General features: G+C 71.3%; 24 protein-coding genes and 3 tRNA genes. 22 read left to right on the top strand and 5 right to left on the bottom strand.

The window, feature by feature from the left end; translation table 11 throughout:
- The first annotated feature begins 9 nt into the window (after positions 1 to 9).
- The 12 genes from SCNRRL3882_RS16475 (at position 10) to SCNRRL3882_RS16420 (ending at position 12043) form a co-directional block, all read left to right on the top strand.
- On the top strand, positions 10 to 417 hold the full coding sequence (locus SCNRRL3882_RS16475) for an NADH-quinone oxidoreductase subunit A (protein WP_010041427.1): 408 nt from the start codon (positions 10 to 12) through the stop codon (positions 415 to 417).
- The gene (locus SCNRRL3882_RS16470; RefSeq protein ID WP_010041424.1) at positions 408 to 1034 is read left to right on the top strand and encodes an NADH-quinone oxidoreductase subunit B; all 627 of its coding nucleotides are present in this window, start codon (positions 408 to 410) and stop codon (positions 1032 to 1034) included. The genes SCNRRL3882_RS16475 and SCNRRL3882_RS16470 overlap by 10 nt, the downstream gene beginning before the upstream one ends.
- A complete protein-coding gene (locus tag SCNRRL3882_RS16465; protein ID WP_102514811.1) occupies positions 1031 to 2773 on the top strand; it encodes an NADH-quinone oxidoreductase subunit C in 1743 nt (580 codons plus the stop codon). Before SCNRRL3882_RS16470 ends, SCNRRL3882_RS16465 begins: the two co-directional genes overlap by 4 nt.
- Entirely contained in the window at positions 2770 to 3738 is a 969-nt protein-coding gene (locus SCNRRL3882_RS16460) for a complex I subunit 1/NuoH family protein (RefSeq protein ID WP_010049241.1), read from the top strand. The genes SCNRRL3882_RS16465 and SCNRRL3882_RS16460 overlap by 4 nt, the downstream gene beginning before the upstream one ends.
- A gap of 2 nt (positions 3739 to 3740) precedes the next feature.
- Positions 3741 to 4433, top strand: coding sequence for a 4Fe-4S binding protein (locus tag SCNRRL3882_RS16455; RefSeq protein ID WP_010049239.1), 693 nt, complete (start codon positions 3741 to 3743; stop codon positions 4431 to 4433).
- A complete protein-coding gene (locus tag SCNRRL3882_RS16450) occupies positions 4430 to 5038 on the top strand; it encodes an NADH-quinone oxidoreductase subunit J (protein WP_010049236.1) in 609 nt (202 codons plus the stop codon). The genes SCNRRL3882_RS16455 and SCNRRL3882_RS16450 overlap by 4 nt, the downstream gene beginning before the upstream one ends.
- A complete protein-coding gene (gene nuoK / locus SCNRRL3882_RS16445) occupies positions 5038 to 5436 on the top strand; it encodes an NADH-quinone oxidoreductase subunit NuoK (protein WP_010049234.1) in 399 nt (132 codons plus the stop codon). The genes SCNRRL3882_RS16450 and nuoK overlap by 1 nt, the downstream gene beginning before the upstream one ends.
- Complete coding sequence (locus SCNRRL3882_RS16440; protein WP_010049231.1) at positions 5433 to 7427, top strand: NADH-quinone oxidoreductase subunit L; 1995 nt, start codon at positions 5433 to 5435, stop codon at positions 7425 to 7427. Before nuoK ends, SCNRRL3882_RS16440 begins: the two co-directional genes overlap by 4 nt.
- 6 nt (positions 7428 to 7433) lie before the next feature.
- Positions 7434 to 9032: a complex I subunit 4 family protein gene (locus SCNRRL3882_RS16435; RefSeq protein ID WP_010049230.1), complete on the top strand. Its 1599-nt coding sequence runs from the start codon at positions 7434 to 7436 to the stop codon at positions 9030 to 9032.
- Complete coding sequence (locus SCNRRL3882_RS16430; protein ID WP_010049229.1) at positions 9029 to 10552, top strand: NADH-quinone oxidoreductase subunit N; 1524 nt, start codon at positions 9029 to 9031, stop codon at positions 10550 to 10552. Before SCNRRL3882_RS16435 ends, SCNRRL3882_RS16430 begins: the two co-directional genes overlap by 4 nt.
- A gap of 238 nt (positions 10553 to 10790) precedes the next feature.
- Entirely contained in the window at positions 10791 to 11654 is an 864-nt protein-coding gene (gene htpX, locus SCNRRL3882_RS16425) for a zinc metalloprotease HtpX (protein ID WP_010049228.1), read from the top strand.
- The gene (locus SCNRRL3882_RS16420; protein ID WP_010049227.1) at positions 11651 to 12043 is read left to right on the top strand and encodes a YccF domain-containing protein; all 393 of its coding nucleotides are present in this window, start codon (positions 11651 to 11653) and stop codon (positions 12041 to 12043) included. Before htpX ends, SCNRRL3882_RS16420 begins: the two co-directional genes overlap by 4 nt.
- A 364-nt stretch (positions 12044 to 12407) precedes the next feature.
- On the opposite strand, the gene SCNRRL3882_RS16415 is transcribed toward SCNRRL3882_RS16420, so the two are convergent.
- Complete coding sequence (locus SCNRRL3882_RS16415) at positions 12408 to 13664, bottom strand: APC family permease (RefSeq protein ID WP_010049226.1); 1257 nt, start codon at positions 13662 to 13664, stop codon at positions 12408 to 12410.
- 193 nt (positions 13665 to 13857) lie between these two features.
- Here SCNRRL3882_RS16415 and SCNRRL3882_RS16410 point away from each other — a divergent pair, with 193 nt between their 5' ends.
- Positions 13858 to 14124 carry a GlsB/YeaQ/YmgE family stress response membrane protein gene (locus tag SCNRRL3882_RS16410; protein ID WP_010049225.1) on the top strand — a complete coding sequence of 89 codons (267 nt, stop codon included), beginning with the start codon at positions 13858 to 13860 and terminating at the stop codon, positions 14122 to 14124.
- Positions 14125 to 14313: 189 nt separating this feature from the next.
- On the opposite strand, the gene SCNRRL3882_RS16405 is transcribed toward SCNRRL3882_RS16410, so the two are convergent.
- Complete coding sequence (locus SCNRRL3882_RS16405) at positions 14314 to 14802, bottom strand: YajQ family cyclic di-GMP-binding protein (protein ID WP_010049223.1); 489 nt, start codon at positions 14800 to 14802, stop codon at positions 14314 to 14316.
- 222 nt (positions 14803 to 15024) lie between these two features.
- Between SCNRRL3882_RS16405 and SCNRRL3882_RS16400 the strand changes: the two genes are divergently transcribed.
- The 4 genes from SCNRRL3882_RS16400 (at position 15025) to rox (ending at position 18348) form a co-directional block, all read left to right on the top strand.
- Positions 15025 to 15106 (top strand) — tRNA-Tyr (locus SCNRRL3882_RS16400).
- 152 nt (positions 15107 to 15258) lie between these two features.
- Positions 15259 to 15396, top strand: coding sequence for a hypothetical protein (locus SCNRRL3882_RS41335; RefSeq protein ID WP_197709813.1), 138 nt, complete (start codon positions 15259 to 15261; stop codon positions 15394 to 15396).
- A gap of 190 nt (positions 15397 to 15586) precedes the next feature.
- The gene (locus SCNRRL3882_RS16390) at positions 15587 to 16543 is read left to right on the top strand and encodes an IS481 family transposase (RefSeq protein ID WP_102514952.1); all 957 of its coding nucleotides are present in this window, start codon (positions 15587 to 15589) and stop codon (positions 16541 to 16543) included.
- A gap of 374 nt (positions 16544 to 16917) precedes the next feature.
- Complete coding sequence (rox, locus tag SCNRRL3882_RS16385) at positions 16918 to 18348, top strand: rifampin monooxygenase (RefSeq protein ID WP_010036837.1); 1431 nt, start codon at positions 16918 to 16920, stop codon at positions 18346 to 18348.
- Positions 18349 to 18417: 69 nt separating this feature from the next.
- Here rox and SCNRRL3882_RS16380 read toward each other — a convergent pair whose 3' ends face one another.
- Complete coding sequence (locus tag SCNRRL3882_RS16380) at positions 18418 to 20691, bottom strand: MFS transporter (protein WP_010036835.1); 2274 nt, start codon at positions 20689 to 20691, stop codon at positions 18418 to 18420.
- 186 nt (positions 20692 to 20877) lie between these two features.
- Between SCNRRL3882_RS16380 and SCNRRL3882_RS16375 the strand changes: the two genes are divergently transcribed.
- The gene (locus SCNRRL3882_RS16375) at positions 20878 to 21090 is read left to right on the top strand and encodes a hypothetical protein (protein ID WP_010036831.1); all 213 of its coding nucleotides are present in this window, start codon (positions 20878 to 20880) and stop codon (positions 21088 to 21090) included.
- 17 nt (positions 21091 to 21107) lie between these two features.
- Here the strand turns inward: SCNRRL3882_RS16375 and SCNRRL3882_RS16370 are convergent, their stop codons facing one another.
- Together SCNRRL3882_RS16370 and SCNRRL3882_RS16365 are read right to left on the bottom strand one after the other, a co-directional pair.
- On the bottom strand, positions 21108 to 21764 hold the full coding sequence (locus tag SCNRRL3882_RS16370; protein WP_010036829.1) for an NAD(P)H-binding protein: 657 nt from the start codon (positions 21762 to 21764) through the stop codon (positions 21108 to 21110).
- A 213-nt stretch (positions 21765 to 21977) separates the two neighbouring features.
- The gene (locus SCNRRL3882_RS16365; protein WP_010036827.1) at positions 21978 to 23237 is read right to left on the bottom strand and encodes an amidohydrolase family protein; all 1260 of its coding nucleotides are present in this window, start codon (positions 23235 to 23237) and stop codon (positions 21978 to 21980) included.
- A gap of 237 nt (positions 23238 to 23474) precedes the next feature.
- Here SCNRRL3882_RS16365 and SCNRRL3882_RS16360 point away from each other — a divergent pair.
- The 4 genes from SCNRRL3882_RS16360 to SCNRRL3882_RS16345 all read left to right on the top strand — a co-directional run bounded on the left by SCNRRL3882_RS16360 (position 23475) and on the right by SCNRRL3882_RS16345 (position 24471).
- Positions 23475 to 23547, top strand: a tRNA-Thr gene (locus SCNRRL3882_RS16360).
- 45 nt (positions 23548 to 23592) lie between these two features.
- Positions 23593 to 23665, top strand: a tRNA-Met gene (locus SCNRRL3882_RS16355).
- A gap of 88 nt (positions 23666 to 23753) precedes the next feature.
- Positions 23754 to 23918, top strand: coding sequence for a 50S ribosomal protein L33 (gene rpmG / locus SCNRRL3882_RS16350; RefSeq protein ID WP_003948671.1), 165 nt, complete (start codon positions 23754 to 23756; stop codon positions 23916 to 23918).
- Positions 23919 to 24018: 100 nt separating this feature from the next.
- Positions 24019 to 24471 carry a MaoC family dehydratase N-terminal domain-containing protein gene (locus tag SCNRRL3882_RS16345; RefSeq protein WP_010036815.1) on the top strand — a complete coding sequence of 151 codons (453 nt, stop codon included), beginning with the start codon at positions 24019 to 24021 and terminating at the stop codon, positions 24469 to 24471.
- Positions 24472 to 24474: the final 3 nt, after the last annotated feature.

Raw genomic sequence — 24474 nt, 5'->3', positions numbered from 1 at the left:
GGGACGGACGTGCCGGAACCGACCGTCGTCACCACGACCGTCGTCGCGGCGGACTACTTCCAGTCCTATTCGGTCGTCGGGCTGCTCGCCGTCGTCGGTGTGCTGTTCGTCGCCGTCGCCTTCGGGGCCGGCCGTCTGCTGCGGCCCGTGGTCCCCACACCCGAGAAGCTCCTGACGTACGAGTGCGGCGTCGACCCCGTCGGCGAGGGCTGGGCCCACACCCAGGTCCGCTACTACGTCTACGCCTTCCTGTACGTGATCTTCGCCGTCGACTCGATCTTCCTGTTCCCCTGGGCGACCGTCTTCGCAGCCCCCGGCTACGGCGCGACGACCCTGGTGGAGATGTTCATCTTCCTCGGCTTCCTGGCCGTGGGCCTGCTCTACGCATACAAGAAGGGCGTCCTGGCATGGACGTGACCCCCGCCGGCACCGAGCCCGTGCTGCTTCCCGAGCCGAAGCGGCTCGGCGCCCTCGCACGCCTCGCACCCGAGCCGATGAAGGTGATCCTCAACTGGGGCCGCCGCTACTCGCTCTGGGTCTTCAACTTCGGCCTCGCCTGCTGCGCGATCGAGTTCATCGCCGCGTCGATGGCCCGCCACGACTTCATCCGGCTCGGCGTCATCCCCTTCGCGCCGGGCCCGCGCCAGGCCGACCTGATGGTGGTGTCCGGCACGGTCACGGACAAGATGGCGCCGGCGGTGAAGCGCCTCTACGAGCAGATGCCGGAACCCAAGTACGTCATCTCCTTCGGCGCGTGCAGCAACTGCGGCGGCCCCTACTGGGACTCGTACTCCGTCACCAAGGGCGTCGACCAGATCATCCCCGTCGACGTCTACGTCCCCGGCTGCCCACCCCGGCCCGAGGCGCTGCTCCAGGGCATCCTGAAGCTCCAGGAGAAGATCGCCCGCGAGTCGCTGGGGGAGCGGTACGGAAGCGGCGCCGCCCGTCCTTCGGCGGCGGCGCTGCAGAGCGGTCTGGTGCAGCCGCCGGCCCCCGCCCCGGGCTCGGACCCGACGCCGGGGGAGGGGCGATGACCGCGGTCGGCTGGCTCCCCGCCGACGTCGAGGAACTCTTCGGCCCGGACGCCACGGCCGAGGAGTCGTACGAGGTCCTGACCGTCGACGTACCGCCGACGACCTGGATCTCCGCCCTGGAGACCGCACGCGACCGCCTGACCTGCACGTACTTCGACTGGCTGAGCGCGGTCGACGAACCGGGCACGGGCTTGCGCGTCACGGCCCACGTCGCGGCGCTGTCCCCGCTCCGACGTCTCCTCCTGCGTACGACGGTTCCGCACGAGGCCCCCACCCTGCCCTCGGCCGTCGGTGTCTACGCGGGCGCCGCCTGGCACGAACGCGAGACCCACGAGATGTTCGGCGTCACCTTCGAAGGCCACCCGGCACTGGACCACCTGCTCCTGCCCGAGAACTTCGAAGGCCACCCCCTGCGCAAGGACTTCGTCCTGGCCGCACGCGTCGCCAAGGCCTGGCCCGGCGCGAAGGAACCCGGCGAGTCCGAACACGGCGGCCCCAAGCGCCGCCAGATGCTTCCCCCCGGCGTCCCCGACCCGAACGAATGGGGCCCCCTGAAGGGCCAACTCCCCCTGGCTCCGGCCCGCGGCGCCCGCGCCGCAGGCGACCGCCCGACCCGAGGCCCGGCCCGCCCCGCAGCCGAACGCGAACGCCCGGTACGGCGAACCCGCACGGCGGGTGAGGGCTCGGCGAGCCAGGCCGCGCCTGGTGAGTCGGCTGCTTCGGCTTCGGGTGGGCCGCGTCGGGATCGCTCGGCTGCGGAGGGTTCGGCGAGCCAGGCCGCTGCCGGCGACGCGGGTGCTTCGTCACCGGCTGCTCCGCGTCGTGCGCGGACGGCTGCGGAGGGGTCGGTGAGCCAAACCGCGCCCGGCGAGGCGGCTGCTTCGGCTTCGGGTGGGCCACGTCGGGATCGCCCGGCTGGGGAGGGTTCGGCGAGTCAGGCCGGTGTCGGTGATGCGGGTGGTTCGGCTTCGGCTGGGCCGCGTCGTGCGCGGACGGCTGCGGAGGGGTCGGTGAGCCAGGCCGCGCCTGGTGAGTCGGCTGCTTCGGCTTCGGGTGGGCCGCGTCGGGATCGCTCGGCTGCGGAGGGTTCGGCGAGTCAGGCCGGTGTCGGTGATGCGGGTGGTTCGGCTTCGGCTGGGCCGCGTCGTGCCCGCACAGTGGCGGAGGGCTCGGTGAGCCAGGCGCCCAACGGTCCTGAGTCCGCGACCTCCGGTCCCGAATCCCAGGCGACCGAAGCCGAACCAGCGGTGACCGCGACCGGCTCGCAACCACCGGCCACTGAGCCGGAGTCGCCGGACGCCGGGCCTGAGTCGCCGGCCACCGAGCCCGGAACCCCGGCCGCCCCGGCGGAGCCGCGCCGTGCGCGAAGCGCGAGTGACGGCTCGGCGTCGCAGCAAGTGCAGCCAGGTGCCCCGGCCGGCCCCCGCCGGGCGCGCAGCGCTTCGGAGGGCTCCGCCAGCCAGCGGGCGGCGTCCGGCCTCGGCGACAGCCGGCCGGGCAGGGCGTCACGGCCCCCGCGCAGCTCGGACGCCCCTTGGCACCACGCCCGTCCGGCCTTCGAGGAACCGGCCCCCGAACCGTCGCCCGACCACTCGGGGACATCACGCAGTCCAGAGTCCCCCGAGCCCGCTGACAGCCCCGACCCCTCGGATACCCCCGACACCCCCGACACCCCGGAACCGGCGAACGACCCGCAGCCCAGCGACAACCCCGAAGACCCGACAGGAGGCCCGCGGTGAACGACGTGCTCGACGTCACCCTGCGACTCCTGATCGTCTTCGTCGTCTTCCTCACCTTCCCCCTGATCATCGGCCAGACCGAACACAAGGTGATGGCCCACATGCAGGGCCGCCTCGGCCCCATGTACGCCGGCGGCTTCCACGGCTGGGCCCAGCTGATCGCCGACGGCGTGAAGTTCGCGCAGAAGGAGGACGTCGTCCCCGCGGGCGCCGACCGCCGCATCTTCCAACTGGCCCCCGCCGTGGCCCTCCTGCCGTACCTCCTCGTCCTGCTCGCCATCCCCATCGGCCCGGACGAGGGAGCCGTCGGCCAGGTCATCGACGCCGGTGTCTTCTTCGTCCTGGCCGTCATGGGCGTCGGCGTCCTCGGCTCGCTCATGGCCGGCTGGGCGTCCGCGAACAAGTTCTCCCTCCTCGGCGGCCTGCGCACCGCCGCCCAGCTCCTCGCCTACGAACTGCCGATGCTCCTCACCGCCGCCTCGGTGGCGATGGCGGCCGGCACCGTCTCGATCCCCGGCATCCTCGACGCCTTCGAGTGGTGGTGGCTGCCCTGGCAGATCGTTGGCGCGATCGTCTTCTTCGTGGCCGGACTCGCCGAACTCCAGCGCCCGCCCTTCGACATGCCCGTCGCCGATTCGGAGATCATCTTCGGCGCGTACACCGAGTACACCGGCCTCCGCTTCGCCCTCTTCCTCCTCGCCGAGTACGCCGGAATCGTCGTCCTGTGCGGCCTGACCACCGTCCTCTTCCTGGGCGGCTGGCACGGCCCCTGGGGCGCCGACGGCCTCGGCTGGGTCTGGACCTTGCTGAAGACCGCCGTCCTCGCCTTCCTCGTCATCTGGCTGCGCGTCACCTACCCGCGCCTGCGCGAGGACCAGCTCCAGAAACTGTCCTGGACTCTCCTCGTCCCCCTCTCCCTCGCCCAGATCGCCCTCACCGGCATCGTCAAGGTGGTGATCCAGTAACCATGGCCCCCATCCCAGGAAGTGGCCTGGCCAAGGGCCTGGCCGTCACCCTCCGCACGATGACGAAGAAGTCCGTCACCGCGCAGTACCCGGACGCCCAGCCCGACCTCCCGCCCCGCACCCGCGGTGTGATCGGCCTGTTCGAGGAGAACTGCACGGTCTGCATGCTGTGCGCCCGCGAGTGCCCGGACTGGTGCATCTACATCGACTCCCACAAGGAGACGGTCCCGGCGGCGACCCCCGGCGGCCGCGAACGCAGCCGCAACGTCCTCGACCGCTTCGCCATCGACTTCTCCCTGTGCATGTACTGCGGTATCTGCATCGAGGTCTGTCCTTTCGACGCCCTGTTCTGGTCCCCGGAGTTCGAGTACGCCGAGACCGACATCCGCGACCTCACCCACGAGCGAGACAAGCTCCGCGAGTGGATGTGGACCGTCCCGGCCCCGCCGGCCCTCGACCCCGGCGCGGAGGAGCCGAAGGAACTCGCCACCGCCCGCAAGACCGCCGACAAGCTGGCCGCCCAGCAGGCCCCGCCCGTCACCGAACCGCACGCCGACGAGCAGGCCCGGGCCGCCGAGCGACCGACCCGCCCGCACGGCGACTCCAAGCAGCAGACGGACCAGCCGACGCCACAGACGGATCAGCAGAAGCCGCAGACGGACCAGCCGAAGCCGGGGCAGGAGGGCCGGGAATGACCGCGTTCACCACGGCCGCCGAAACCCACGGCTTTCTCTCCCCGACGGGCGTCGAGATCGCCTTCCTCCTCGTCGGCCTGGTCACCTTCGGCGCCGCGCTCGTCACCGTCACCACCCGGCAGCTGGTGCACGCCGCCCTGTGGCTCGTGGTGACCCTCGGCGGCCTGGCCGTCGAGTACCTCCTGCTCACCGCCGAGTTCATCGCCTGGGTGCAGGTCCTCATCTACGTCGGTTCCGTCGTCGTCCTCCTCCTGTTCGGTCTGATGCTTACCAGGGCCCCCATCGGCCGCTCCCCGGACGCCGACTCCGGCAACCGCTGGGCGGCCCTCACCGTGGCCGTCGCCGCCGCTGCCGCCCTGGTCTGGGTCGTCGTCGACGCCTTCCGCACCACCTGGATCGATTTGGACGGCCCCGCCGCCGGCTCCACCGAGGCCACCGGCGCGAGCCTCTTCCAGAACTGGGTCCTCCCCTTCGAGGCCCTCTCCGTCCTCCTCCTCGCCGCGCTGGTCGGCGCGATCGTCCTGTCCCGCAAGGCGAAGGCCGCATCGGCGACCGCGGCCGAGAACACCCCGGCGGCCCGGAACGAGAAGGAAGGGACCCGCTGATGCACCTCGCCTATCCCGCCGTCCTCTCCGCCCTCCTCTTCTGCACCGGCCTGTACGGCGTCCTCGCCCGCCGCAACGCGATCCTGGTCCTGATGTCGGTCGAGCTGATGCTCAACGCCGTCAACCTCAACCTGGTCGCCTTCGACGTCTGGCTCAGCAGGACCGCCGAGGAGACCCTGCACTCCGGCCAGGCCCTCACCCTGTTCACCATCGCCATCGCCGCCGCCGAGATCGGCATCGGCCTGGCCATCGTCCTCGCCGTCCACCGCAATCGCGGCACCGCCGACATCGACAAGCTCCGCGACACCGCCGAACGGCACGACCCCGACGGCACCGACCACGACGCCCTTACGCCCGAGCAGTCCGGCGAGGCCCAGAAGGCTGAGGCCACCGCGTGACCACGACCACCCTCGCCGCCCTCGTCCCTCTCCTTCCGTTCCTCGGCGCCGTCGCCGGCCTGCTCCTGGGCCGCACGGCACCCGGCTTCGTCCGCCCGCTCGCCGTCCTGCCGACGCTCACCTCCCTGGTGCTCGCCGCGCTGGTCGCCGTGCGGCAGGGCGGTGACGCGGCCGTCAACGCGGCCACGGAACTCACCCCCACAGGCTCCGTCCCCATCGAACTCGCCCTGCACATCGACGGCTTCGCCGCCCTCGTCGCCGTCCTGGTCGGCCTGGTCGCCTCCTGCGTGCAGATCTACTCGACGGGCTACCTGCGCGACGACCCGCGCTACCCCTCGTATGCCGCCCTGGTCTCCCTGTTCACCTCCGCGATGTTTCTCGTCGTCTACTCCGGCGACCTGATCGTGCTGCTGGTCGGCTGGGAAGTCATGGGCATCTGCTCCTACTTCCTGGTCGGCCACTACTGGGAGACCCCGGAGGCCCGCGCCGCCTCCCTCAAGGCCTTCCTGGTCACCAAGCTCGGCGACGTCCCCTTCCTCATCGGTCTGTTCGCCCTGGCCACCGACGCCGGTTCGTTCCGCATCACCCGGGTCCTGGGCGCCGTCGCGAGCGGCGGAATCGACCACCCGACGCTGATCGCCCTGCTGCTCCTGGCGGGCGTGGCGGGCAAGTCCGCGCAGTTCCCGCTGCACACCTGGCTCCCCGACGCCATGGCGGGCCCGACCCCCGTCTCCGCACTGATCCACGCCGCGACGATGGTCGCCGCCGGTGTCTACTTCATCGCCCGTCTCCTGCCGGTCTTCGAGGCCTCCCAGGCCGCGATGGTCGTCCTCGCCGTCATGGCCGCCGTCACGATGGCCGGGTCGGCGCTCGCCGCGCTCGCCCAGGACGACATCAAGCGCGTCCTCGCCTACTCGACCATCGGTCAGCTCGGCTACATGACCGGCGCCCTCGCCGTCGGCGACCGCGGAGCCGCCGTCTTCCACCTCCTGTCCCACGGCGCCTTCAAGGCGCTGCTGTTCCTCGCGGCCGGCGTGATCATCCACGCCGCCGGCACCAACTCGCTCGCCGCCATGTCCCGCATGCGGAACCTGCGCGGCCGCGTCCCCGACGCCTACTGGACGATGACCGTGGCGCTCCTCGCGCTCGCCGCGATCCCGCCGTTCAGCGGCTTCTTCTCCAAGGAGGCCGTCCTCGGCGTCGCCGAACACGTCGTCACCGGACACACCGAGCACGCGCCCGCCGCCGCGGGGTGGATCGTCCTCGTCGCCGGCCTGCTCACGGCCGTGCTCACCGCCGCCTACGCGATGCGCCTGTGGCTGCTGGCCTTCCGCGGCCGGGGCGCCGAGGCTCCCGACCACGGCAGGCAGCCGCTGACGATGACCGTCGTGCTGTGGGTGCTCGCCGCCCCGTCCCTGGCCCTCGGCGGATTCGCGTTCCGCCTGCTGCCCGACTGGTTCGACGGCCGCGACCTCAGCCCGACCCTCACCACCTCCGTGCTCGGCACGGGCGTGGCCCTGGTCGGCGGCATCGTCACCTACGGCGCCTGGCGGCACACCACCGCGCTCACCGCACGCGTCCCACTGGGCGCGGTCGCGGCCCACCCCGAGGGCGACGCCGCCCAGGTCGAGGCGGAAGCCATCGCCACCCACGAGCCGACCTACGGCGACATCGCCTACGCGCCCGACCCCGCCGACCCCGGACGGCTCCTGCTCGGCCCGCTGCACCGCCACGCGGCCGCCGGCTTCCACATGGACGCCTTGTACAGCGCCCTCTTCGTCCGACCGGTCCAGGCCGGGGCGAGCCTCGTCCGGTTCCTCGACCGCGAGGTCGTCGAGACCTACGTACGGGGCGCCGGTGCGCTGCCCCGCTGGCTCGGCGCCGCCGTACGGCGCGCCCAGACCGGCAACGTCCAGACCTATGTGAGCGCGCTGCTCGCCGGCACCGTCGTCCTCGTGGTCGCCGTCGTCCTCGTCGCCACGGGAGCGTGAGCAGACGTGATCGATATCAACGAGTCCGTGATGCAGTTCCTTCTGGCATTCGTCGTCGTAGGGCCGCTCCTCGGCGCGGTCGCGGCTCTCCTGCCGGCCCCGCCCGGGCTGAAGGGGAAGTCACCCGAGCAGGCCGTGCTCCGGCACGGCGTCACCGTCACCGGCGCGGTCCTCATCGCGGCGATCGTCCTCGCGCTCGGCTTCGACCACGACCAGCCGTCGAGGATGCAGGCCAGCACGGACATCAGCTGGATCCCCGCACTCGACGTGCGCATCCACCTCGGCATCGACGGCATCTCCCTCCCCCTTCTGGTCCTGACGGCGCTGCTGACCTTCCTCTGCGCGCTCTACTCGTACTTCAAGCAGCAAGATCAGCGGCTGACGCCGCGGGCCGAAGGCCCGGGCCCGAAGGCCTTCGTCGCGCTGCTGCTGGTCCTGGAGTCGGGGACACTCGCGACCTTCGCCGTCCTCGACCTGCTGCTGTTCTTCCTCGCCTTCGAGATGGTCCTCATCCCGATGTACTTCCTCATCGCCCGCTGGGGCGGCGAGGGCAGGAGCCAGGCCGCGTGGCGGTTCATCCTCTACACGCTGCTCGGCTCCGTGGTCATGCTGCTCGGCCTGCTCCTGATCGGGCTCAAGGCGGGCACGTTCGACATGATGGCACTCGCCACTGACAACGGCCGGTCGCTGACCGCATCGGTGCAGGTCATCGCCGTTCTGGCGATCGGGATCGGCCTCGCGGTCAAGACGCCGATGTGGCCGTTGCACAGCTGGCTGCCCGACGCCCACACCGCCGCGCCGACCGTCGGCTCGGTCCTGCTGGCCGGTGTCCTGCTGAAGATGGGTACGTACGGGTTCATCCGGATCCTCCTCCCCATCGCACCGGACGGCTTCCGCACCTTCGCGCCCTACCTCGCGGCGCTCGCCGTCGTCGGCATCATCTACGGATCCCTGGCCTGCCTGGCTCTCGCCAAGCAGGGCGCGAAGGGCGACCTCAAGCGCCTCATCGCCTACTCCTCCGTCGGCCACATGGGCTTCGTGCTCCTCGGCATCTCGACGATGACCCCGACCGGCGTGAACGGCGCCCTGTTCGCCAACATCGCCCACGGCCTCATCACCGGTCTGCTGTTCTTCCTGGTCGGCGCCCTGAAGGACCGCACCGGCACCACCGACCTCGACACCCTCGCCGAGGAGACCGGAGCCGCGCTCTACGGCAAGGCGCCGCGCCTCGGCGGCCTGCTCGCCTTCGCCGCCGTCGCCTCGCTCGGCCTGCCGGGCCTTGCCGGCTTCTGGGGCGAGATGCTGGCCCTGTTCGGCGCGTTCCAGCCCGCAGCCGGCCTCAGCCGTCCCGCGTTCCTCACCTTCATGGCGATCGGCGCGTTCGGCACGCTGCTGACGGCCGCGTACCTGCTGGTGGTCGTCCGCCGTGTCTGCATGGGCGCCCTGCCGCAGGACGCCCCCAGGCTCACCGACGTCCGTTCGTACGAGTTCGCGGCCTGGACCCCGCTCGTCGTCCTCACCGTCGTCGCGGGCCTGTGGCCCAAGGCTCTTCTCGGCCTGAGCAACCCGGCCGTCCAGCAGCTCCTCGCAGGAGGCACCCGATGAGCTCCCCGGCCCAGCCCCTGGCCGCGTCCGTCGTCCAGTCCGTCGACTGGCTCGCGATCGCGCCGCCCACCCTCGCGGCGGTCGTCGGACTCGTCGTCCTGGTCGCCGACCTGTTCGTCGCCGAGCACCGGAAGACGCTGCTCGGCTGGACGTCCGTGGCAGGCCTGGCCGCCGCCACGCTGATGCTGCTGCCCCTCCTGGACGGTGACCGCAGCACCTTCTGCCTGACCGGCGACGCCACCGTATGCAGCTACACGGCCGACCGCTTCACGCTGATCATCCAGTTCCTGGTCCTCGGCGGCGCCCTCCTCGCCGCCCTCCTGTCGGTCACCGCCCTGAAGGACGCCCGCAAGGAGCTGCCCGAAGGGGAGTACTGGTTCCTGCTGCTGTCCTCCGCGGCCGGCGCCGCCCTCCTGCCCGCCTCCCGCGACCTCGCGACCCTGATCGTCGCCCTGGAGGTCGCTTCGCTGCCCGCCTTCGCGCTGGTCGGCCTCAGGCACGGCGACCGGAAGTCCTCCGAAGCGGCCCTGAAGTTCTTCCTGTCCTCGGTCACCGCGACCGCGGTCAGCCTCATGGGCATCAGCTTCGTGTACGCCTCCACGGGCACCCTGTACCTCACCCAGGTCGCCGACCGCATCCAGAACGTCGACGGACAGCTCCACACGCTCGCCCAGACCGGCGTCGTCCTCACCCTCGTCGGCTTCGCCTTCAAGACGGCCGCCGTGCCCTTCCACTTCTGGGTGCCCGACACCTACGTGGGGGCGCCCCTGCCCATCGCCGCCTACCTGTCGGTCATCGGCAAGGCGGTCGGCTTCAGCGGTCTGATCCTCGTCACGGTCGTCGCCCTCCCGTCGTACGCCGACGTCTGGGGCCCGGCCCTGGCCGCCCTGGCCGCGCTCACCATGACCGTGGGCAACGTCGGCGCCCTGCGCCAGCAGGCCACGCGCGCGTACAGCGCGGTACGCCTGCTCGCCTGGTCGTCCGTCGGCCAGGCCGGCTACCTCCTGGTGCCGATCGCGGCCGCCGCGTACTCCGGGGACGCCGAGAAGTCGATCGGCTCCACCGTCGCCTACGCCCTGATGTACGGCGCCGTGAACCTCGGCGCCTTCGCCGTGGCCGCGCTCGTCGGCCGGACGAAGGCCCTCAACCGTGTCTCCGACTACCGCGGCCTTTACGCGTCGAGCCCCCTGTCCGCGCTGCTCCTGGCGTTCTTCCTGCTCTGCCTCGCCGGGCTGCCGCCGGGCATCATCGGCCTCTTCGCCAAGGTCACCGTCTTCTCGGCGGCCGTCGACGCCGGCCTCGGCTGGCTGGCCGTGATCATGGCGGTCAACGTCGTCATCGCGCTGTACTACTACCTCCAGTGGACGGCCCTGCTCTTCCGCGCCCCCGAGGGCGAACCCGAGAAGCACCGCGCCTCCGTCCCGCTCACCGCCGCGATCGCCCTGACCGGCGCACTCGGCATCGCCCTTTCCGGGGCACCCCAGCTCGTCCTGCGCTTCACCGACACCGCCCTGTTCTGAACAACGGCGGCATTCGACACGCGCGCGTGGGGCACCCGGCCCTCCACGCGCGCGTGGCGCGTCCCGGCGCCGTTCACCCGGACGGTCCACACCCGCCGCCGCGCGCACAAGGGAACTAGTGCCTCCCGCCTGGCGTTGACCAGTACGGGAGGGTCCACTGGACGTGACATCAGGGCACCAGTGGCACCGCAGACCAGCAAGCAAGGGTCCCCCTACCGCACCACTTGGAGGGCGTACCGTGCACCGCCGGCACAACGGGCTCAGGACAGCAGTCCTTCTCGGGGGGCTGTCCGCACTCATCATCGTCATCGGCAGCTTCTTCGGCCGTATGGGGCTCGTCATCGCCGTCCTGGTTGCGCTGGCCACCAACGCGTACGCGTACTGGAACAGCGACAAGCTGGCCCTGCGCGCGATGCGCGCCCGCCCGGTGAGCGAGTTCGAGGCCCCGGGGCTCTACCGCATGGTCCGCGAGCTCTCCACGCAGGCCCGCCAGCCCATGCCGCGCCTGTACATCTCCCCGACCGAGGCGCCCAACGCCTTCGCCACGGGCCGCAACCCGCGCAACGCCGCCGTGTGCTGCACCGACGGCATCCTGCGCCTCCTGGACGAGCGCGAGCTGCGTGGCGTCATCGGCCACGAGCTCAGCCATGTCTACAACCGCGACATCCTCATCTCGTCGGTCGCCGGTGCCCTGGCCTCCGTGATCATGTTCCTGGTCAACTTCGCCTGGCTGATCCCGATCGGGCGCTCTGACGACGATGACGGTCCCGGCCTGCTCGGCATGCTGCTGATCATGATCCTGGGCCCGCTGGCCGCCTCTCTCATCCAACTGGCCATCAGCCGCTCGCGGGAGTACCAGGCGGACGCCTCCGGCGCCCAGCTCACCGGCGACCCGCTCGCCCTGGCCAGCGCCCTGCGCAAGCTCGAAGTCGGCACCAAGCAGCTCCCGCTGCCGCCCGAGCCGCGCATCGAGACCGCCAGCCACATGATGATCGCGAACCCGTTCCGGCCCGGTCAGGGTCTCTCGAAGATGTTCTCCACGCACCCGCCGATGGCGGATCGCATCTCCCGACTCGAGAAGATGGCAGGTGGGAGCCAGTGAAGACCATCCTGAACGTCATATGGCTCGTCCTGAGCGGCTTCTGGCTGTTCCTCGCCTACATGGCCGCGGGCCTGCTCCTCTGTATCACCATCATCGGCATCCCGTTCGGCATCGCGGCCTTCCGCATCGGCGTCTACGCCCTGTGGCCCTTCGGGTACACGACGGTCGAGCGTCGCGACGCGGGCGCGCCGTCCTGCGTCGGCAACGTGCTGTGGCTGGTACTGGCGGGCTGGTGGCTGGCCCTCGGCCACATCGTCACCGGCATCGCGCTGTGCGTCACGATCATCGGCATCCCGCTCGGCGTCGCCAATTTCAAGCTCATTCCGGTCTCGCTGCTCCCGCTGGGCCGCGACATCGTGCGGACGAACGAGCCGTTCGCGGTGCGCTGACGGCGGGGCAACGCGGCTCGGTTTCCACAGTCCCCGGGGTTATCCACAGGCCCGCCCGGCTGTCGGTGGAGGTCCGCATCATGAATCCATGACCGCGATCGAGCAGTTGCCGACACGAGTGCCGACCCAGGCCCACAACACCCACCGACCCGGCTGGACTTCACGTCCCGAGCCGGCGGACGACCCGGTGAGGTGCCCCTGACGGACAGCGACCGAGCGGGCCCCAGCAGCGGCCGATGAATCGGGACCGCCGCAGAGAAGCCCCCGACCTCAGCCAGAGGCCCGGGCCGCCGCACGGAAGTCCCGTCGCCAAGAAGCCCCGGCCGCAGGGCAGCAACCCCCGAACACAGCCAAGAGGGCAGCCCTACCCCTTCCCGGCCCCCGCCCGCACCCACCGCCGCACTCCGTACGCGAGCACCCCCACCACCAGCACGCCCGCCCCCACGACCACCGAAACACCAGGCAGCGAGAACGCCAGCACCGCGCACCCGAGCAGCCCGACCACCGGCACCACCCGTGCCGTCGGCGCCGAATCGAGCGTCCAGGCCGAGGCGTTGGCCACGGCGTAGTACGCCAGCACCCCGAAGGAGGAGAACCCGATCGCGCCCCGGACGTCCACCGTGGCGGCCAGGACCGCGACCACCGCACCCACGGCGAGCTCCGCCCGGTGCGGCACCTGGAAGCGCGGATGCACGACCGCCAGCGCTCCCGGCAGATGCCGGTCCCGGGCCATGGCCAGCGTCGTCCGTGAGACACCCAGAATCAGGGCGAGCAGCGACCCCAGCGCGGCCACGGCCGCACCGATCCGCACCACCGGCACGAGCCAGGGCATCCCGGCGGCCCGCACGGCGTCGGCCAGTGGCGCTGTCGCGTCCCCCAGACCGTCGGACCCCAGCACCGAAAGGACAGCCACCGCCACGCCCGCGTACACCACCAGCGCGATGCCCAGTGCCAGCGGGATCGCTCGCGGAATGGTGCGCGCCGGGTCCCGTACCTCCTCACCGAGCGTCGCGATCCGGGCGTACCCGGCGAACGCGAAGAACAGCAGACCGGCCGCCTGAAGGACACCGCCCACACCGTCCGAGGCCCCGATGTCCAGCCGCCCGGCATCGGCCTCGCCCGACACCAGACACCCGACGACCACGGCAGCGAGGACAGCCAGGACCACCGCCACGATCACCCGCGTCAGCCACGCGGACTTCTGGACACCGCCGTAGTTCACCGCGGTCAGCGCCACCACGGCCGCGACCGCCACCGCGTGCGCCTGCCCCGGCCAGACGTACGTGCCCACGGTGAGCGCCATCGCCGCACAGGAGGCCGTCTTCCCGACCACGAACGACCAGCCCGCGAGATACCCCCAGAACTCCCCGAGCCGCTCACGCCCGTACACATACGTCCCGCCCGAAGCCGGATACAGGGCGGCGAGTCGCGCCGACGACATGGCGTTGCAGTACGCGACGACGGCGGCGACGGCGAGCCCGAGGAGCAGTCCGGAGCCGGCCGCGTGTGCCGCGGGCGCGAGGGCGGCGAAGATTCCGGCTCCCACCATCGAGCCGAGTCCGATGACGACGGCGTCCCCGACGCCGAGAGTGCGACGCAGGCCGGGATCGGAGGCTGTCATGCGTCGCACCCTACTGATCGGTGCAACCGGTGGGTGCGGCCAGGGCGTCCTTCCCACCAAGACGGCGTGAACGCGCGCGGCGAGGACGACGCACGCGGAACGCCCGGCGTACGACGCACGAGCACGGCCTGCCGGGAGCAAGATCACATGGCCGGGACAGTGCGGGCACAGCGTGAAAGGGCAGGTTCACGGCATGACCATCATCAGCTGGATCATCCTGGGACTGTTGGCCGGAGCCATCGCGAAGTTCCTGCTGCCGGGGCGTGACCCGGGCGGACTCATCGGCACGACTCTGATCGGCATCGCGGGCGCGTTCATCGGCGGCTGGATATCGGCCCGCTGGATGGACCACCCGATCACCAAGGACTTCTACGACGGCGCGACCTGGGCCGCGGCGATCGGCGGATCGCTCGTTCTCCTGATCGCTTACCGCCTCCTGTTCGGCAACTCCCGCGACTGACCGCGCCCGCGGCCCACGTCAGGCGCGCGCCCATCGCCCACGGCCGGCACACACCGCACCGCCCGCACCCATCGACCGCAGCCAGCGGGCGAGAAGGGTGGGCACCCAGCAGGTGCCCACCCTTCCTCGTCACCGTGCGGACCGGGACCCCACCCGTGCGGGCCGGGAGCCCCGAGGGGCCGACCGGACCTACCGGTAGTTCACGAACTGCATGGCGAAGTCGAAGTCCTTGCCCTTCAGCAGCGCGATGACGGCCTGAAGATCGTCACGGCTCTTGGAGCTGACCCGCAGCTCCTCGCCCTGCACCTGCGCCTTCACGCCCTTGGGGCCCTCGTCGCGGATGGTCTTCGCCACCTTCTTCGCGTTCTCCTGGGAGATGCCCTCCTTGATCGACGCGAAGATCTTGTACTCCTTGCCGGAGAGCTTGGGCTCGCCCGCGTCCAGAGCCTTCAGCGAGATGCCGCGCTTGATCAGCTTGGACTGGAAGACGTCGAGGATCGCCTTCACCCGGTCCTCGGAGTTCGCCTCCATGAGGATGTTCTCGCCGGACCACGAGATCGAGGCACCCACGCCCTTGAAGTCGTAGCGCTGCGAGATCTCCTTGGCGGCCTGGTTGAGTGCGTTGTCGACCTCCTGCCGCTCGACCTTCGAGACGATGTCGAAACTGGAGTCGGCCATGTCCTGTGGCTCCTTGTATCGGGGTGCGTATCGTGCGTACCGGCGTACGTGGGCGGCCGCCGGGCCTGTTCAGGTCCCGGGCCGCATCCGGACAAGCCTAGCCACCCCCCGCCGTACGGGCGCCGATCAATCGGGTGGCGAAGCACCCCTCCACATCAGGTATTGTTTACGTCGTTGCCACGGAGCGCCGCCGCGGAAGGCGGTTCGACGGGCAGCAACCCCGGCGGTGTGCCCGAGCGGCCAAAGGGAGCAGACTGTAAATCTGCCGGCTCAGCCTTCCCAGGTTCGAATCCTGGCGCCGCCACACTGGGGAAGACCCCCTCTCAACTGCGTCTCCGCAGTTGAGAGGGGGTCTTTCGTATGTGGTGGCGCCTCCGGGCAGGGTGAGGTGTTTCACGGGCCAGGACGATGCTCGCCGGTGCCCCGACACGAGCGCGGTGCGCAGTGGCCCCGCAGGTGAGGACCCGCGTCGGCTACGTCACCCAAGCGCCGTCGGTCCACGCGGATCTGACGGTGCCGGAGAACCTGCGCTGCTTCGCCGCCGCCCTCGGCATGCGGAGCCCGACCCGCGAAGTGCAGCGGCCTGTGGTGTGAAAGCCAGCACGGTCAGCGGCGGGAGAAAACTCCGGATGGGAAAAGCAAGGGTGAGTTTCCAAACGAGTGAGGAGCGCATCACGGCCTAGTTGTATTGATCACGAGCGTTGTTAACGGGGGCCGGTCTTGATCGTGGCGAAGGCCCCCGTGTGTGGTGGAGGTGTCGAATCTTCACCGCACGGAGGCCTTCGTGTTCCACCGTAATGCCCGGCTGACCGTTCACGGCAGGCGGCTGCTGGTCGAACGTGTCCGCACCGGTCGCCCTGTCGCCCATGTTGCCGCCGAGATGGGCATCTCCCGCGTCACCGCGCACAAGTGGATGCGCCGCTGGCGGGCTGAAGGCGAGCAAGGACTGCACGATCGGTCCAGCCGTCCGCGCACGACACCGCACCGCACGGCAGGGGCGATCGAAGCCCGCGTGTGCCGTCTTCGGCAGGACCGCAAGCTCGGCCCGGCCCGCATCGGTCCGATCCTGGGCCTGCCCGCCTCGACCGTCCACCGCGTCCTGGTCCGCCACGGCCTGAACCGCCTGGCCTTCCTGGACCGGCCCACCGGCCAGATCATCCGCCGCTACGAGCACGCCCGCCCCGGCGAGCTGATCCACGTCGACGTCAAGAAACTCGGCCGCATCCCCGACGGCGGCGGCCACAAAGTCCTCGGCCGACAAGCCGGCCGCGCCACCCGCACCAGCATGGGCTTCGACCACGTCCACTCCGCCGTCGACGACCACTCCCGCCTCGCCTACAGCGAGATCCATCCGGACGAGAAGGCCGCCACCTGCGCAGACTTCCTCCGCCGGGCCGCAGCCTTCTTCACCACCTGCGGCATCGACCGCATCGAACGGGTCCTGACCGACAACGCCTGGCCCTACCGCAAAAGCTTCGCCTGGCAGCAGGCCCTGGCCGACCTCGGCGCGACCGGCAAGCTCACCCGCGCCTACCGGCCGCAGACCAACGGCAAGGTCGAACGCTTCAACCGCACCCTGCTCGACGAATGGGCCTACCTGCGGCCCTACACCAGCAACACCGAGCGGACTGCAGCTCTGACAGACTTCCTGCACACCTACAACCACCACCGCTGCCACACCGCACTCGGAGGCAAGCCACCCATCACCCGCGTGAACAACCCTGCGGGTCAATACACCTAGTCGCCGACGCAATGCGAACCAGTCCGGGAAATTCTCTGTTTCCCCGAAAGAACGATTAAGTGCAACGGCGCAAAGAATATCGGCGCGGTATGCACCCGGCACCGCGCCCAGGCCGGCGATGGTCCCGTGCGGTCGCGGCCGGCCCTCAAACAGGGCGGCCCAGCTGCTCGGACGGGCTCTGGGCGGCCTCTCGGTCGCCGCGCGCGTCATCGAATGACGCCTGCCTCATCGAATGAGAAGAAAAAAGAAAAGGCAAGGAGCTCATCTCTCCTTGCCACTCTCAACTTATAGCACGAGGGGGGCCTTGCGGCAAGGCCCCCCTCATCGCGCAGAATCACCGGCCGAAGCCGAAACCGGGGAAATTGGGGGCTGTGATGGTGGACGTGATCGTGGTCGGCGGGGGACCGACCGGGATGATGCTGGCCGGCGAACTGCGGCTGCGCGGCATGCACGTGGTCGTGCTGGAGAAGCTGGCCGAACCGACCGGGCAGTCCCGCGCGCTCGGCCTCCATGTGCGCAGCATCGAGCTGATGGACCAGCGCGGATTGCTGGAGCGGTTCCTTTCGCTCGGTCGGAAGCACGAGACGGGCGGGTTCTTCGCCGGCATGGGCAAGACGTGGCCCGCCCGGATGGACACCGCGCATGCGTACGTGCTCGGCATCCCGCAGAGCGTCACCGAGCGCCTGCTGACCGAGCACGCCGCCGGCCTCGGCGCCGAGATCCGGCGCGGCTGCGAGCTGGTGGGGCTGAGTCAGGACGACGACGGTGTGACGGCGGAGCTGGCCGACGGCACACGGCTGCGCTCGCGCTACCTCGTGGCCTGCGACGGCGGCCGCAGCACCGTGCGCAAACAGCTCGGCGTGGGCTTCCCCGGCGAGCCCGCCAGGATCGAGACGCTGCTGGGCGAGATGGAGGTGGGCGTGCCGCCGGAGGAGATGGCGGCAGCGGTGGCCGAGGTCCGCAAGACGCAGTGGCGGTTCGGCACCATGCCCCTCGCGGAGGGGAGGTACCGCGTCATCGTGCCTGCCGAAGGGGTGTCCGAGGACCGTTCGGCGCCGCCCACCCTCGAGGAGTTCAAGCAGCGGCTGCGGCACTTCGCCGGCACCGACTTCGGCGTGCACTCGCCGCGCTGGCTGTCCCGTTTCGGCGACGCCACCCGGCTGGCGGAGCGCTACCGCGTCGGCCGGGTGCTGCTCGCCGGCGACGCCGCGCACATTCACCCGCCGACCGGCGGGCAGGGGCTCAACCTCGGTATCCAGGACGCCTTCAACCTCGGCTGGAAGCTGGCCGCCGAAGTGCGCGGCTGGGCACCGGAGGGACTGCTGGACAGCTACCACGCCGAACGGCGCCCGGTGGCCGCCGCCGTGCTGGACAACACCCGTGCGCAGACCGAGCTGCTGAGCTCGGAGCCGGGGCCGCAGGCCGTGCGCCGGCTGGTCGAGGAGCTGATGGACTTCGAGGAGGTGAACCGCTACCTGATCGAGAAGATCACGGCGATCTCGGTCCGCTACGACTTCGGCGAGGGCCACGAACTCCTCGGCCGGCGCCTGCGGGACGTGACGCTGAAGCGGGGTCGCCTCTACGAGCTGATGCGCGGCGGCCGCGGTCTCCTGCTCGACCAGACCGGCCGGCTGTCGGTGGCGGGCTGGGCGGACCGGGTCGACCACGTCGTCGACGTCAGCGAGGAACTGGACGTGCCCGCGGTGCTCCTGCGGCCGGACGGCCATGTGGCGTGGGTCGGCGAGGACCAGCGGGAACTGCTCGACCGGCTGCCGCGGTGGTTCGGCGCGGCGACAACCGGCTGAGCACGTCCCGTGTGACCCGATGAGGCGCCTGCCTCCTCGCGGGGCTGGCGCGTTCCGGGCGGCGGCGATCTACTCGCCGGCGTGGGCGAGTTCGATGTCGTGGTCGTCCACGCCGGTGCCCGAGACCGTCACCGACGCCGCCTGCGGCGGGTAACCCGTCGCGATGACGGTGTACGCACCGGTGTCCAGATCGGAGAAGGCGTACGCCCCGTCGAGGCCGGTCCGCGTCGTGGCGACCACGTTGCCCGCCGCGTCCACCAGGGTCACCCGCGCGTCGCTCAGCGGAGCGCCCGCTCCGCGCACCGTGCCCCGCACCTGCGCGCCGGGCCGCAACTCCAGCCCGACCCGGGTGGTCCCGGCACCGCCGACCTCGACGACCTGGGCCAGCGGGCGGTGCTTGGGGGAGTTGACCGCGACGGTCACCGGGCCGGGCACCAGGTCGGTGACGGTGAACTCGCCCAGCACGTCCGTGCGTGCGGTGGCCAGTACGTCCCCGCGCACGTCCGTCACGATGACGACGGCCTCGGTGACCGGCGTGCCGCCGTCCGTGGACCGCACCACACCGGCCAGGCAGCTGGTGCCGCTCAGCAGCACGTCGTACGCCACCGGCTCATCGGCCACGACGATCGTCGAGGCCTGCGGCTGGCAGCCCTCCGACGAGGCGACGAGCACGTACGAGCCGGCGCCCGGCGCCCCGAGGTCGTACGCCCCGTCGTCCCGCGAGACCGCCCGCCCGAGCTGCTTTCCGCCGAGCGAGATCAACGTCACGGCGGCCCCGGCGACCGGCATCCGCTCGGCGCCCAGAACCCGCCCCCGCACGGGGATCCCGGTCACCGCGACCGGTCCCTCGCTCGCCGCCCCCGCCGCCATCTCGGTCGCCCGCGCCGCCTCGGTCGCCCCCTCCACCGCCCCGGCCGCTCCCTCCGCCACCCGCTGCCGCGGAATGAACGACGCGACGGCGAAGGCGAGCAGCGCGGCCCCGGCCCCGATGGCCAGGACAACCCTGAACCCGTTCTGGGACGGCAGGGCGGTCTGCCCGAAGGCCGTCGTCATCTGCGCCAGGACGACCCCGGCCACCGCGCTTGCGGTCGACGTACCGATGGACCGCATGAGTGTGTTGAGGCTGTTCGCCGCGCCCGTCTCCGAGGCGGGCACGGCGCTCATGATGAGCGCGGGCATCGCACCGTAGGTGAAGCCGATACCGGCGCCGATGACGCAGGTGACGAGCACGAAGTGCCAGACCTCGGACATCAGCACGATGTTCAGCCCGTACCCGGCGGCCACGACGAGGGCGCCGATCATCAAGGTGATCTTCGGTCCCCTGGCCTTCGACAGGGCGGCGGAGACCGGCGCCGTGGCCATCATGACCAGGCCGGACGGCGCCATCGTCAGACCGGCGACGAGCAGCGACCTGCCGAGCCCGTAGCCGGTCGCCTCAGGCAACTGCAAGAGCTGCGGAATGACGAGGGACATCGCGAACATCGCGAACCCGACCGCGATGGACGCGAGATTGGTGACCAGCACCTGACGGCGGGCGGTGGTGCGCAGGTCGACCAGCGGTTCCCGGACGCGCAGTTCCCACCAGCCCCACACCAGCAGGACGACGACCGCCGCCGCGAAGAGACCGAGCGTGGTGCCGCTGCTCCAGCCCCAGTCGGCACCCTTGGAGATCGCCAGCAGCAGACACACCAGCCCCGCCGCCATGCCGGCGCCGCCGATCAGGTCGAAGCGCCCGCCGGTGCGTACCGCCGACTCGGGCACGATTGCCGGCACCAGCACGAGGGCGACGACACCGAGCCCGGCCGAGGCCCAGAACAGGGCGTGCCAGTCGAAGTTGTCCGCGATCAGCGCGGCGGCGGGCAGCCCGAGGGCGCCGCCGACTCCGAGGGAGGCGCTCATGAGCGCGGTCGCCGAGCCGAGCCGCTCGGCGGGCAGTTCGTCCCGCATGATGCTGATGCCGAGCGGGATCACACCGGACGCGAGGCCCTGCAGTGCCCGTCCGACGATCATCGGGGCGAGCGAGTCGCTGAGCGCGGCGGTCACCGACCCGGCCACCAGCATGACCAGGCTGATCAGAAGCATCCGCCGCTTGCCGTACATGTCGCCGAGCCGCCCCGTCATCGGGGTGGCGACGGCGGCGGCGAGCAGCGTGGCGGTGACGGCCCAGGCGGTGTCCGACGCCGGGGCGTTCAGCAGCCGGGGGAGCTCCGGGACGATCGGGATCACCAGGGTCTGCATCAGCGAGACCACGATCCCGCCGAAGGCCAGGACCGCCACGACGGCGTTCGCCCGCGGTGCGGCGGTCCTCCCGTCGTCGGCGGATCGGGGAAGGGCTTGGGACATGGCCGGGCCTCCGTAGGGGGCGTCAGGGACAGCGCGACCCGTCCAAACTAAGCCAATTGATTGACTTAAGCAATTAATTCCGGATGGAGGCACCGTACGCCCGGGTGGAGGCACCGTACGCAGACGGAGAAGACAGCGAGACGGGCCACAGGCATACGCGAGCCGCCCCCGCGGCACACTGGCCCCATGTCCTCCCGACGCAGAACCTGCCCCGAGTGCCGTCGCGAGATCGCCGTCGTCGCCGGGCGGTACGCGCGCCACGACCCGCCCGGCGCCCGGGAACACGGCGAACTCACCTCATGCCCGGGCTCCCGCCGCCACGCCCGGCTCGGCCCCGAACAGCCCTCCCTGGACGGCTACGCGGTGCCCGACTTCCCCGGCCAACTGCCCTTGTTCTAGGGGGCGTCCCGGCGGCGTCAGTTCCCCGCCACCGACTTCACCGCCACGGACACCGGAGCCGGCCCGCTGATCAGCTCCAGCGTGAGGCCGGCCGTCGCGGGTGTGTCCACCAGCTCCGCCAGCACGGCGGCCACGTCGTCACGCGGAATCGGCCCGCGGCCCGTGTGCGCCTCCAGGCGCACGAGGCCGGTGCCGGCGTCGTCGGTGAGCTGACCGGGGCGCAGGATCGTCCAGTCCAGGGCGTCCAGCCCGCGCACGTACGCGTCCGCCTCGCCCTTGGCACGCAGGTACACGTCGAAGATCTCGTCACCCTGGTGCCGCGGATCGGCGCCCATGGACGACACGATCACGAAGCGCCGTACGCCCGCCTTCACCGCCGCGTCCGCGAAGAGGACCGCCGCGGCCTTGTCCACCGTGTCCTTGCGGGCCGCCCCGCTGCCCGGGCCCGCGCCCGCAGCGAACACCGCCGCGTCGGCACCCCGCAGCCGCTCCGCGACCTCGTCCACGGACGCCGACTCCAGGTCGAGCACGACCGGTTCGGCACCGGCCTCCCGCAGATCGTCGGCCTGTTCGGCCTTGCGGATGATCCCCGCGACCTCGTCTCCGCGCGCGGCGAGCAGTCGCTCCAGCCGCAACGCGATCTGACCATGACCACCAGCGATGACAGTGCGCATGCCTTCGACCGTACGCCCGGACAGCCCCATCCGCCGCACGACTTGAGCCACACCCCCACGTCACACCCGACGCCACCCCCTGACCCACACCCCGACGTCACACCCGACGCCACCCCCTGACCCACACCCCGGCGCCACGCCCGACGCCACCCCCTGACCCACGCCCCGGCGCCCCACCCGCCACGAGTCCTACGACGGGCCCTACGACAAGCCCTACGACAACTGCCCCCGCCCCTGCCGCGGCAGCCCCAGCTCCACCGAAGCCGCCGAACTGCAGTACTCCCGCACCGCGCTGGTCCGCGCCACCACGAGCCCCCGGTGCACCACCACCCGGCTGTACGCCAGCGACAGCGCTCCCGCGAGCCCGTCCCCGCGCACCGCGAGCAACTCGGCCGGGAAACCCGCCTCCACCCGCACCTCCGGCAGCCCCAGCACCACCCGCGCCGACCCGCTCACCGCGTCGTACGCCTCCTCGGGCGACAGGCCGTAGCGCGAGGCCAGCAGGAACGCCGCCTCCAGCGGGTCACCGCGGCCCACGGGGTTCGACACGTCCCGCAGCGCCCCGCTCCCGGCGGCCACCCGCACCCCGGCCGCGCGCAGCAGCCGTACCGGAGCCGCGCCCCGCCGGTCCACGCCACCGCAGCCGCCCTGCGGCAGGCACACCACCGCCACCCCGGCCGCCGCCAGCTGGTCCGCGGTCCGCGAGGCCACCTCGGAGGGCAGCCGGCCGAGATCGCCGCACGGGCTGAGGGTCACGCCGGGACGCAGCCCGCCCGCCATCGCCGCGAGCCTTGCCAGCCGGGCCGGATCCCCGGCGTCCGTGTGCAGGTCGACCGGGCAGCCGTGCTCGGAGGCCACCTCCAGGACCGCCTCCACGTACCCCGTCGGATCCGGGTCGAGATCCGGTCGGCCGCCCACCACCGAGGCGCCCATCTTCACCGCGTCCCGCAGCACCGCCAGCCCGTCCGCCCCGGCCACCCCGGTCAGCACCCGGGGCATCGCCACCGTCGTCAGCTCGGCCAGCCCCCGCAGCGCCCGCCGCGCCTGCAGTACGGCCTCCAGCACGCCCAGCCCCTGGACGTCCCCCACCCGCACGTGGGCCCGCACCGCCGTCGCCCCGTGCGCGAGCTGGAGCAGCGCGGCCTCGGTCGCGCGGCGCTGGACGTGCTGGGGCTCGTGCGAGACCGGGCCCCCGGCGGTGGCCGACAGCGCCGTGTCGGCATGGGCGTGCGGCTCGACCGGGGCCGGCAGCAGCAGATAGCCGCCGAGATCCACTCGCGCCCCGCACGCGCGCGTGCCGCCCGCCGCCAGGCTGCCGGCCGTGCCGACCGCCTCGATCCGCCCGCGGCCCAGCCGTACGTCCACGGTCCGGCCGTCGGTGAGCCGTGCCCCGCACAGCAGCAGCGACGACGGGTCGGCCGGACCCGGCGAGGACGACGGGGGCGGCGGTGGCTGCGGCTGGCTGTCGGGCATCGCGCTCCTGGGGCTCGGCTGCGGACGCGAGGACGCATGATCACTCAGAGTGAGTCGAGCCTAGGACGGCCTCCCGCCCGGAGCGGGGAGGAGCGCAATAGTCGTACCGGCGTGGTCCGTCGTACGGAACCGGAGGCACACGCGAGGTTGCTGTGAGGGCAGTGCGTGTGGCCCGGGCGGGTACCCCGAAACGGATTTGGGCGAACGGCGGCGGAGCGTGTAATGTCTTCATCGCTCGCCCCAATAGCTCAGTCGGCAGAGCGTCTCCATGGTAAGGAGAAGGTCAACGGTTCGATTCCGTTTTGGGGCTCTGGTGTGAACGGTTCCCGTCGCGAGGCGGGGCCCACCACATCAAAGCGGTGTAGCTCAGTCGGTAGAGCAAGCGGCTCATAATCGCTGTGTCACCGGTTCAAGTCCGGTCACCGCTACTGACAGTAGCCGATTGTGGGGTCGGTCCTTCGATCGGCTACTCTTCTTGCGTTAAACAGTCCATCCGTTCGTCTTAGGAGCACTCACGTGGCTGCCACCGACGTCCGCCCGAAGATCACGCTGGCCTGCGTGGAGTGCAAGGAGCGGAACTACATCACCAAGAAGAACCGGCGTAACAACCCGGACCGTCTTGAGATGAAGAAGCACTGCCCGCGTTGCAACGCGCACACCGCGCACCGCGAAACGCGATAAATCAGGCTCGTACGCGAGGCCGTTCCCGAGTGATCGGGAGCGGCCTCGCGTCGTTGAAGGACCCGTACCGTTCAGTAGCGCAACCAGGAGGTGCCGGGCCATGGCGCTCGACCAGTCCTTCGTGGGGCGGACGTACCCGCCCACCGAGCCCTACGAGGTGGGCCGGGAGAAGATCCGTGAGTTCGCCGAGGCGGTCGGGGACGCCAACCCGGCGTACACGGACGCGGAGGCCGCCAAGGCGCTCGGCCACCCCGACGTGATCGCGCCGCCGACCTTCGTCTTCTCGATCACCTTCAAGGCCGCCGGGCAGGTCGTCCAGGACCCCCAGCTCGGCCTGGACTACAGCCGAGTGGTACACGGCGACCAGAAGTTCGCCTACCGCCGTCCGGTCCGCGCCGGCGACCGGCTCACGGTCACCTCCACCATCGAGGCGATCAAGTCCCTCGCGGGCAACGACATCCTGGACATCCGCGGCGAGGTCCACGACGAGGCCGGCGAGCACGTCGTGACCGCCTGGACCAAGCTCGTGGCCCGCGCGGCCGAGGAGGCGTGAGCG

This window comes from Streptomyces chartreusis NRRL 3882 (genome assembly GCF_900236475.1).
Classification (GTDB): Bacteria; Actinomycetota; Actinomycetes; order Streptomycetales; family Streptomycetaceae; genus Streptomyces; species Streptomyces chartreusis_D.
The sequence above is the reverse complement of the archived record's forward strand: the minus strand, read 5'-3'. Positions and strand labels throughout refer to the sequence as shown.

Excerpts from the sequence above, each read along its gene's own strand:
- nuoK (WP_010049234.1), top strand. The coding sequence starts at position 5,038 with ATGCACCTCGCCTATCCCGCCGTCCTCTCCGCCCTCCTCTTCTGCACC.
- SCNRRL3882_RS16415 (WP_010049226.1), bottom strand. The coding sequence starts at position 13,664 with ATGACAGCCTCCGATCCCGGCCTGCGTCGCACTCTCGGCGTCGGGGAC.
- rox (WP_010036837.1), top strand. The coding sequence starts at position 16,918 with ATGGTGGACGTGATCGTGGTCGGCGGGGGACCGACCGGGATGATGCTG.
- SCNRRL3882_RS16370 (WP_010036829.1), bottom strand. The coding sequence starts at position 21,764 with ATGCGCACTGTCATCGCTGGTGGTCATGGTCAGATCGCGTTGCGGCTG.
- SCNRRL3882_RS16430 (WP_010049229.1), top strand. The coding sequence starts at position 9,029 with ATGAGCTCCCCGGCCCAGCCCCTGGCCGCGTCCGTCGTCCAGTCCGTC.
- SCNRRL3882_RS16450 (WP_010049236.1), top strand. The coding sequence starts at position 4,430 with ATGACCGCGTTCACCACGGCCGCCGAAACCCACGGCTTTCTCTCCCCG.
- SCNRRL3882_RS16405 (WP_010049223.1), bottom strand. The coding sequence starts at position 14,802 with ATGGCCGACTCCAGTTTCGACATCGTCTCGAAGGTCGAGCGGCAGGAG.
- SCNRRL3882_RS16365 (WP_010036827.1), bottom strand. The coding sequence starts at position 23,237 with ATGCCCGACAGCCAGCCGCAGCCACCGCCGCCCCCGTCGTCCTCGCCG.
- SCNRRL3882_RS16380 (WP_010036835.1), bottom strand. The coding sequence starts at position 20,691 with ATGTCCCAAGCCCTTCCCCGATCCGCCGACGACGGGAGGACCGCCGCA.
- SCNRRL3882_RS16465 (WP_102514811.1), top strand. The coding sequence starts at position 1,031 with ATGACCGCGGTCGGCTGGCTCCCCGCCGACGTCGAGGAACTCTTCGGC.
- SCNRRL3882_RS16375 (WP_010036831.1), top strand. The coding sequence starts at position 20,878 with ATGTCCTCCCGACGCAGAACCTGCCCCGAGTGCCGTCGCGAGATCGCC.
- SCNRRL3882_RS16470 (WP_010041424.1), top strand. The coding sequence starts at position 408 with ATGGACGTGACCCCCGCCGGCACCGAGCCCGTGCTGCTTCCCGAGCCG.
- SCNRRL3882_RS16345 (WP_010036815.1), top strand. The coding sequence starts at position 24,019 with ATGGCGCTCGACCAGTCCTTCGTGGGGCGGACGTACCCGCCCACCGAG.
- SCNRRL3882_RS16455 (WP_010049239.1), top strand. The coding sequence starts at position 3,741 with ATGGCCCCCATCCCAGGAAGTGGCCTGGCCAAGGGCCTGGCCGTCACC.
- SCNRRL3882_RS16410 (WP_010049225.1), top strand. The coding sequence starts at position 13,858 with ATGACCATCATCAGCTGGATCATCCTGGGACTGTTGGCCGGAGCCATC.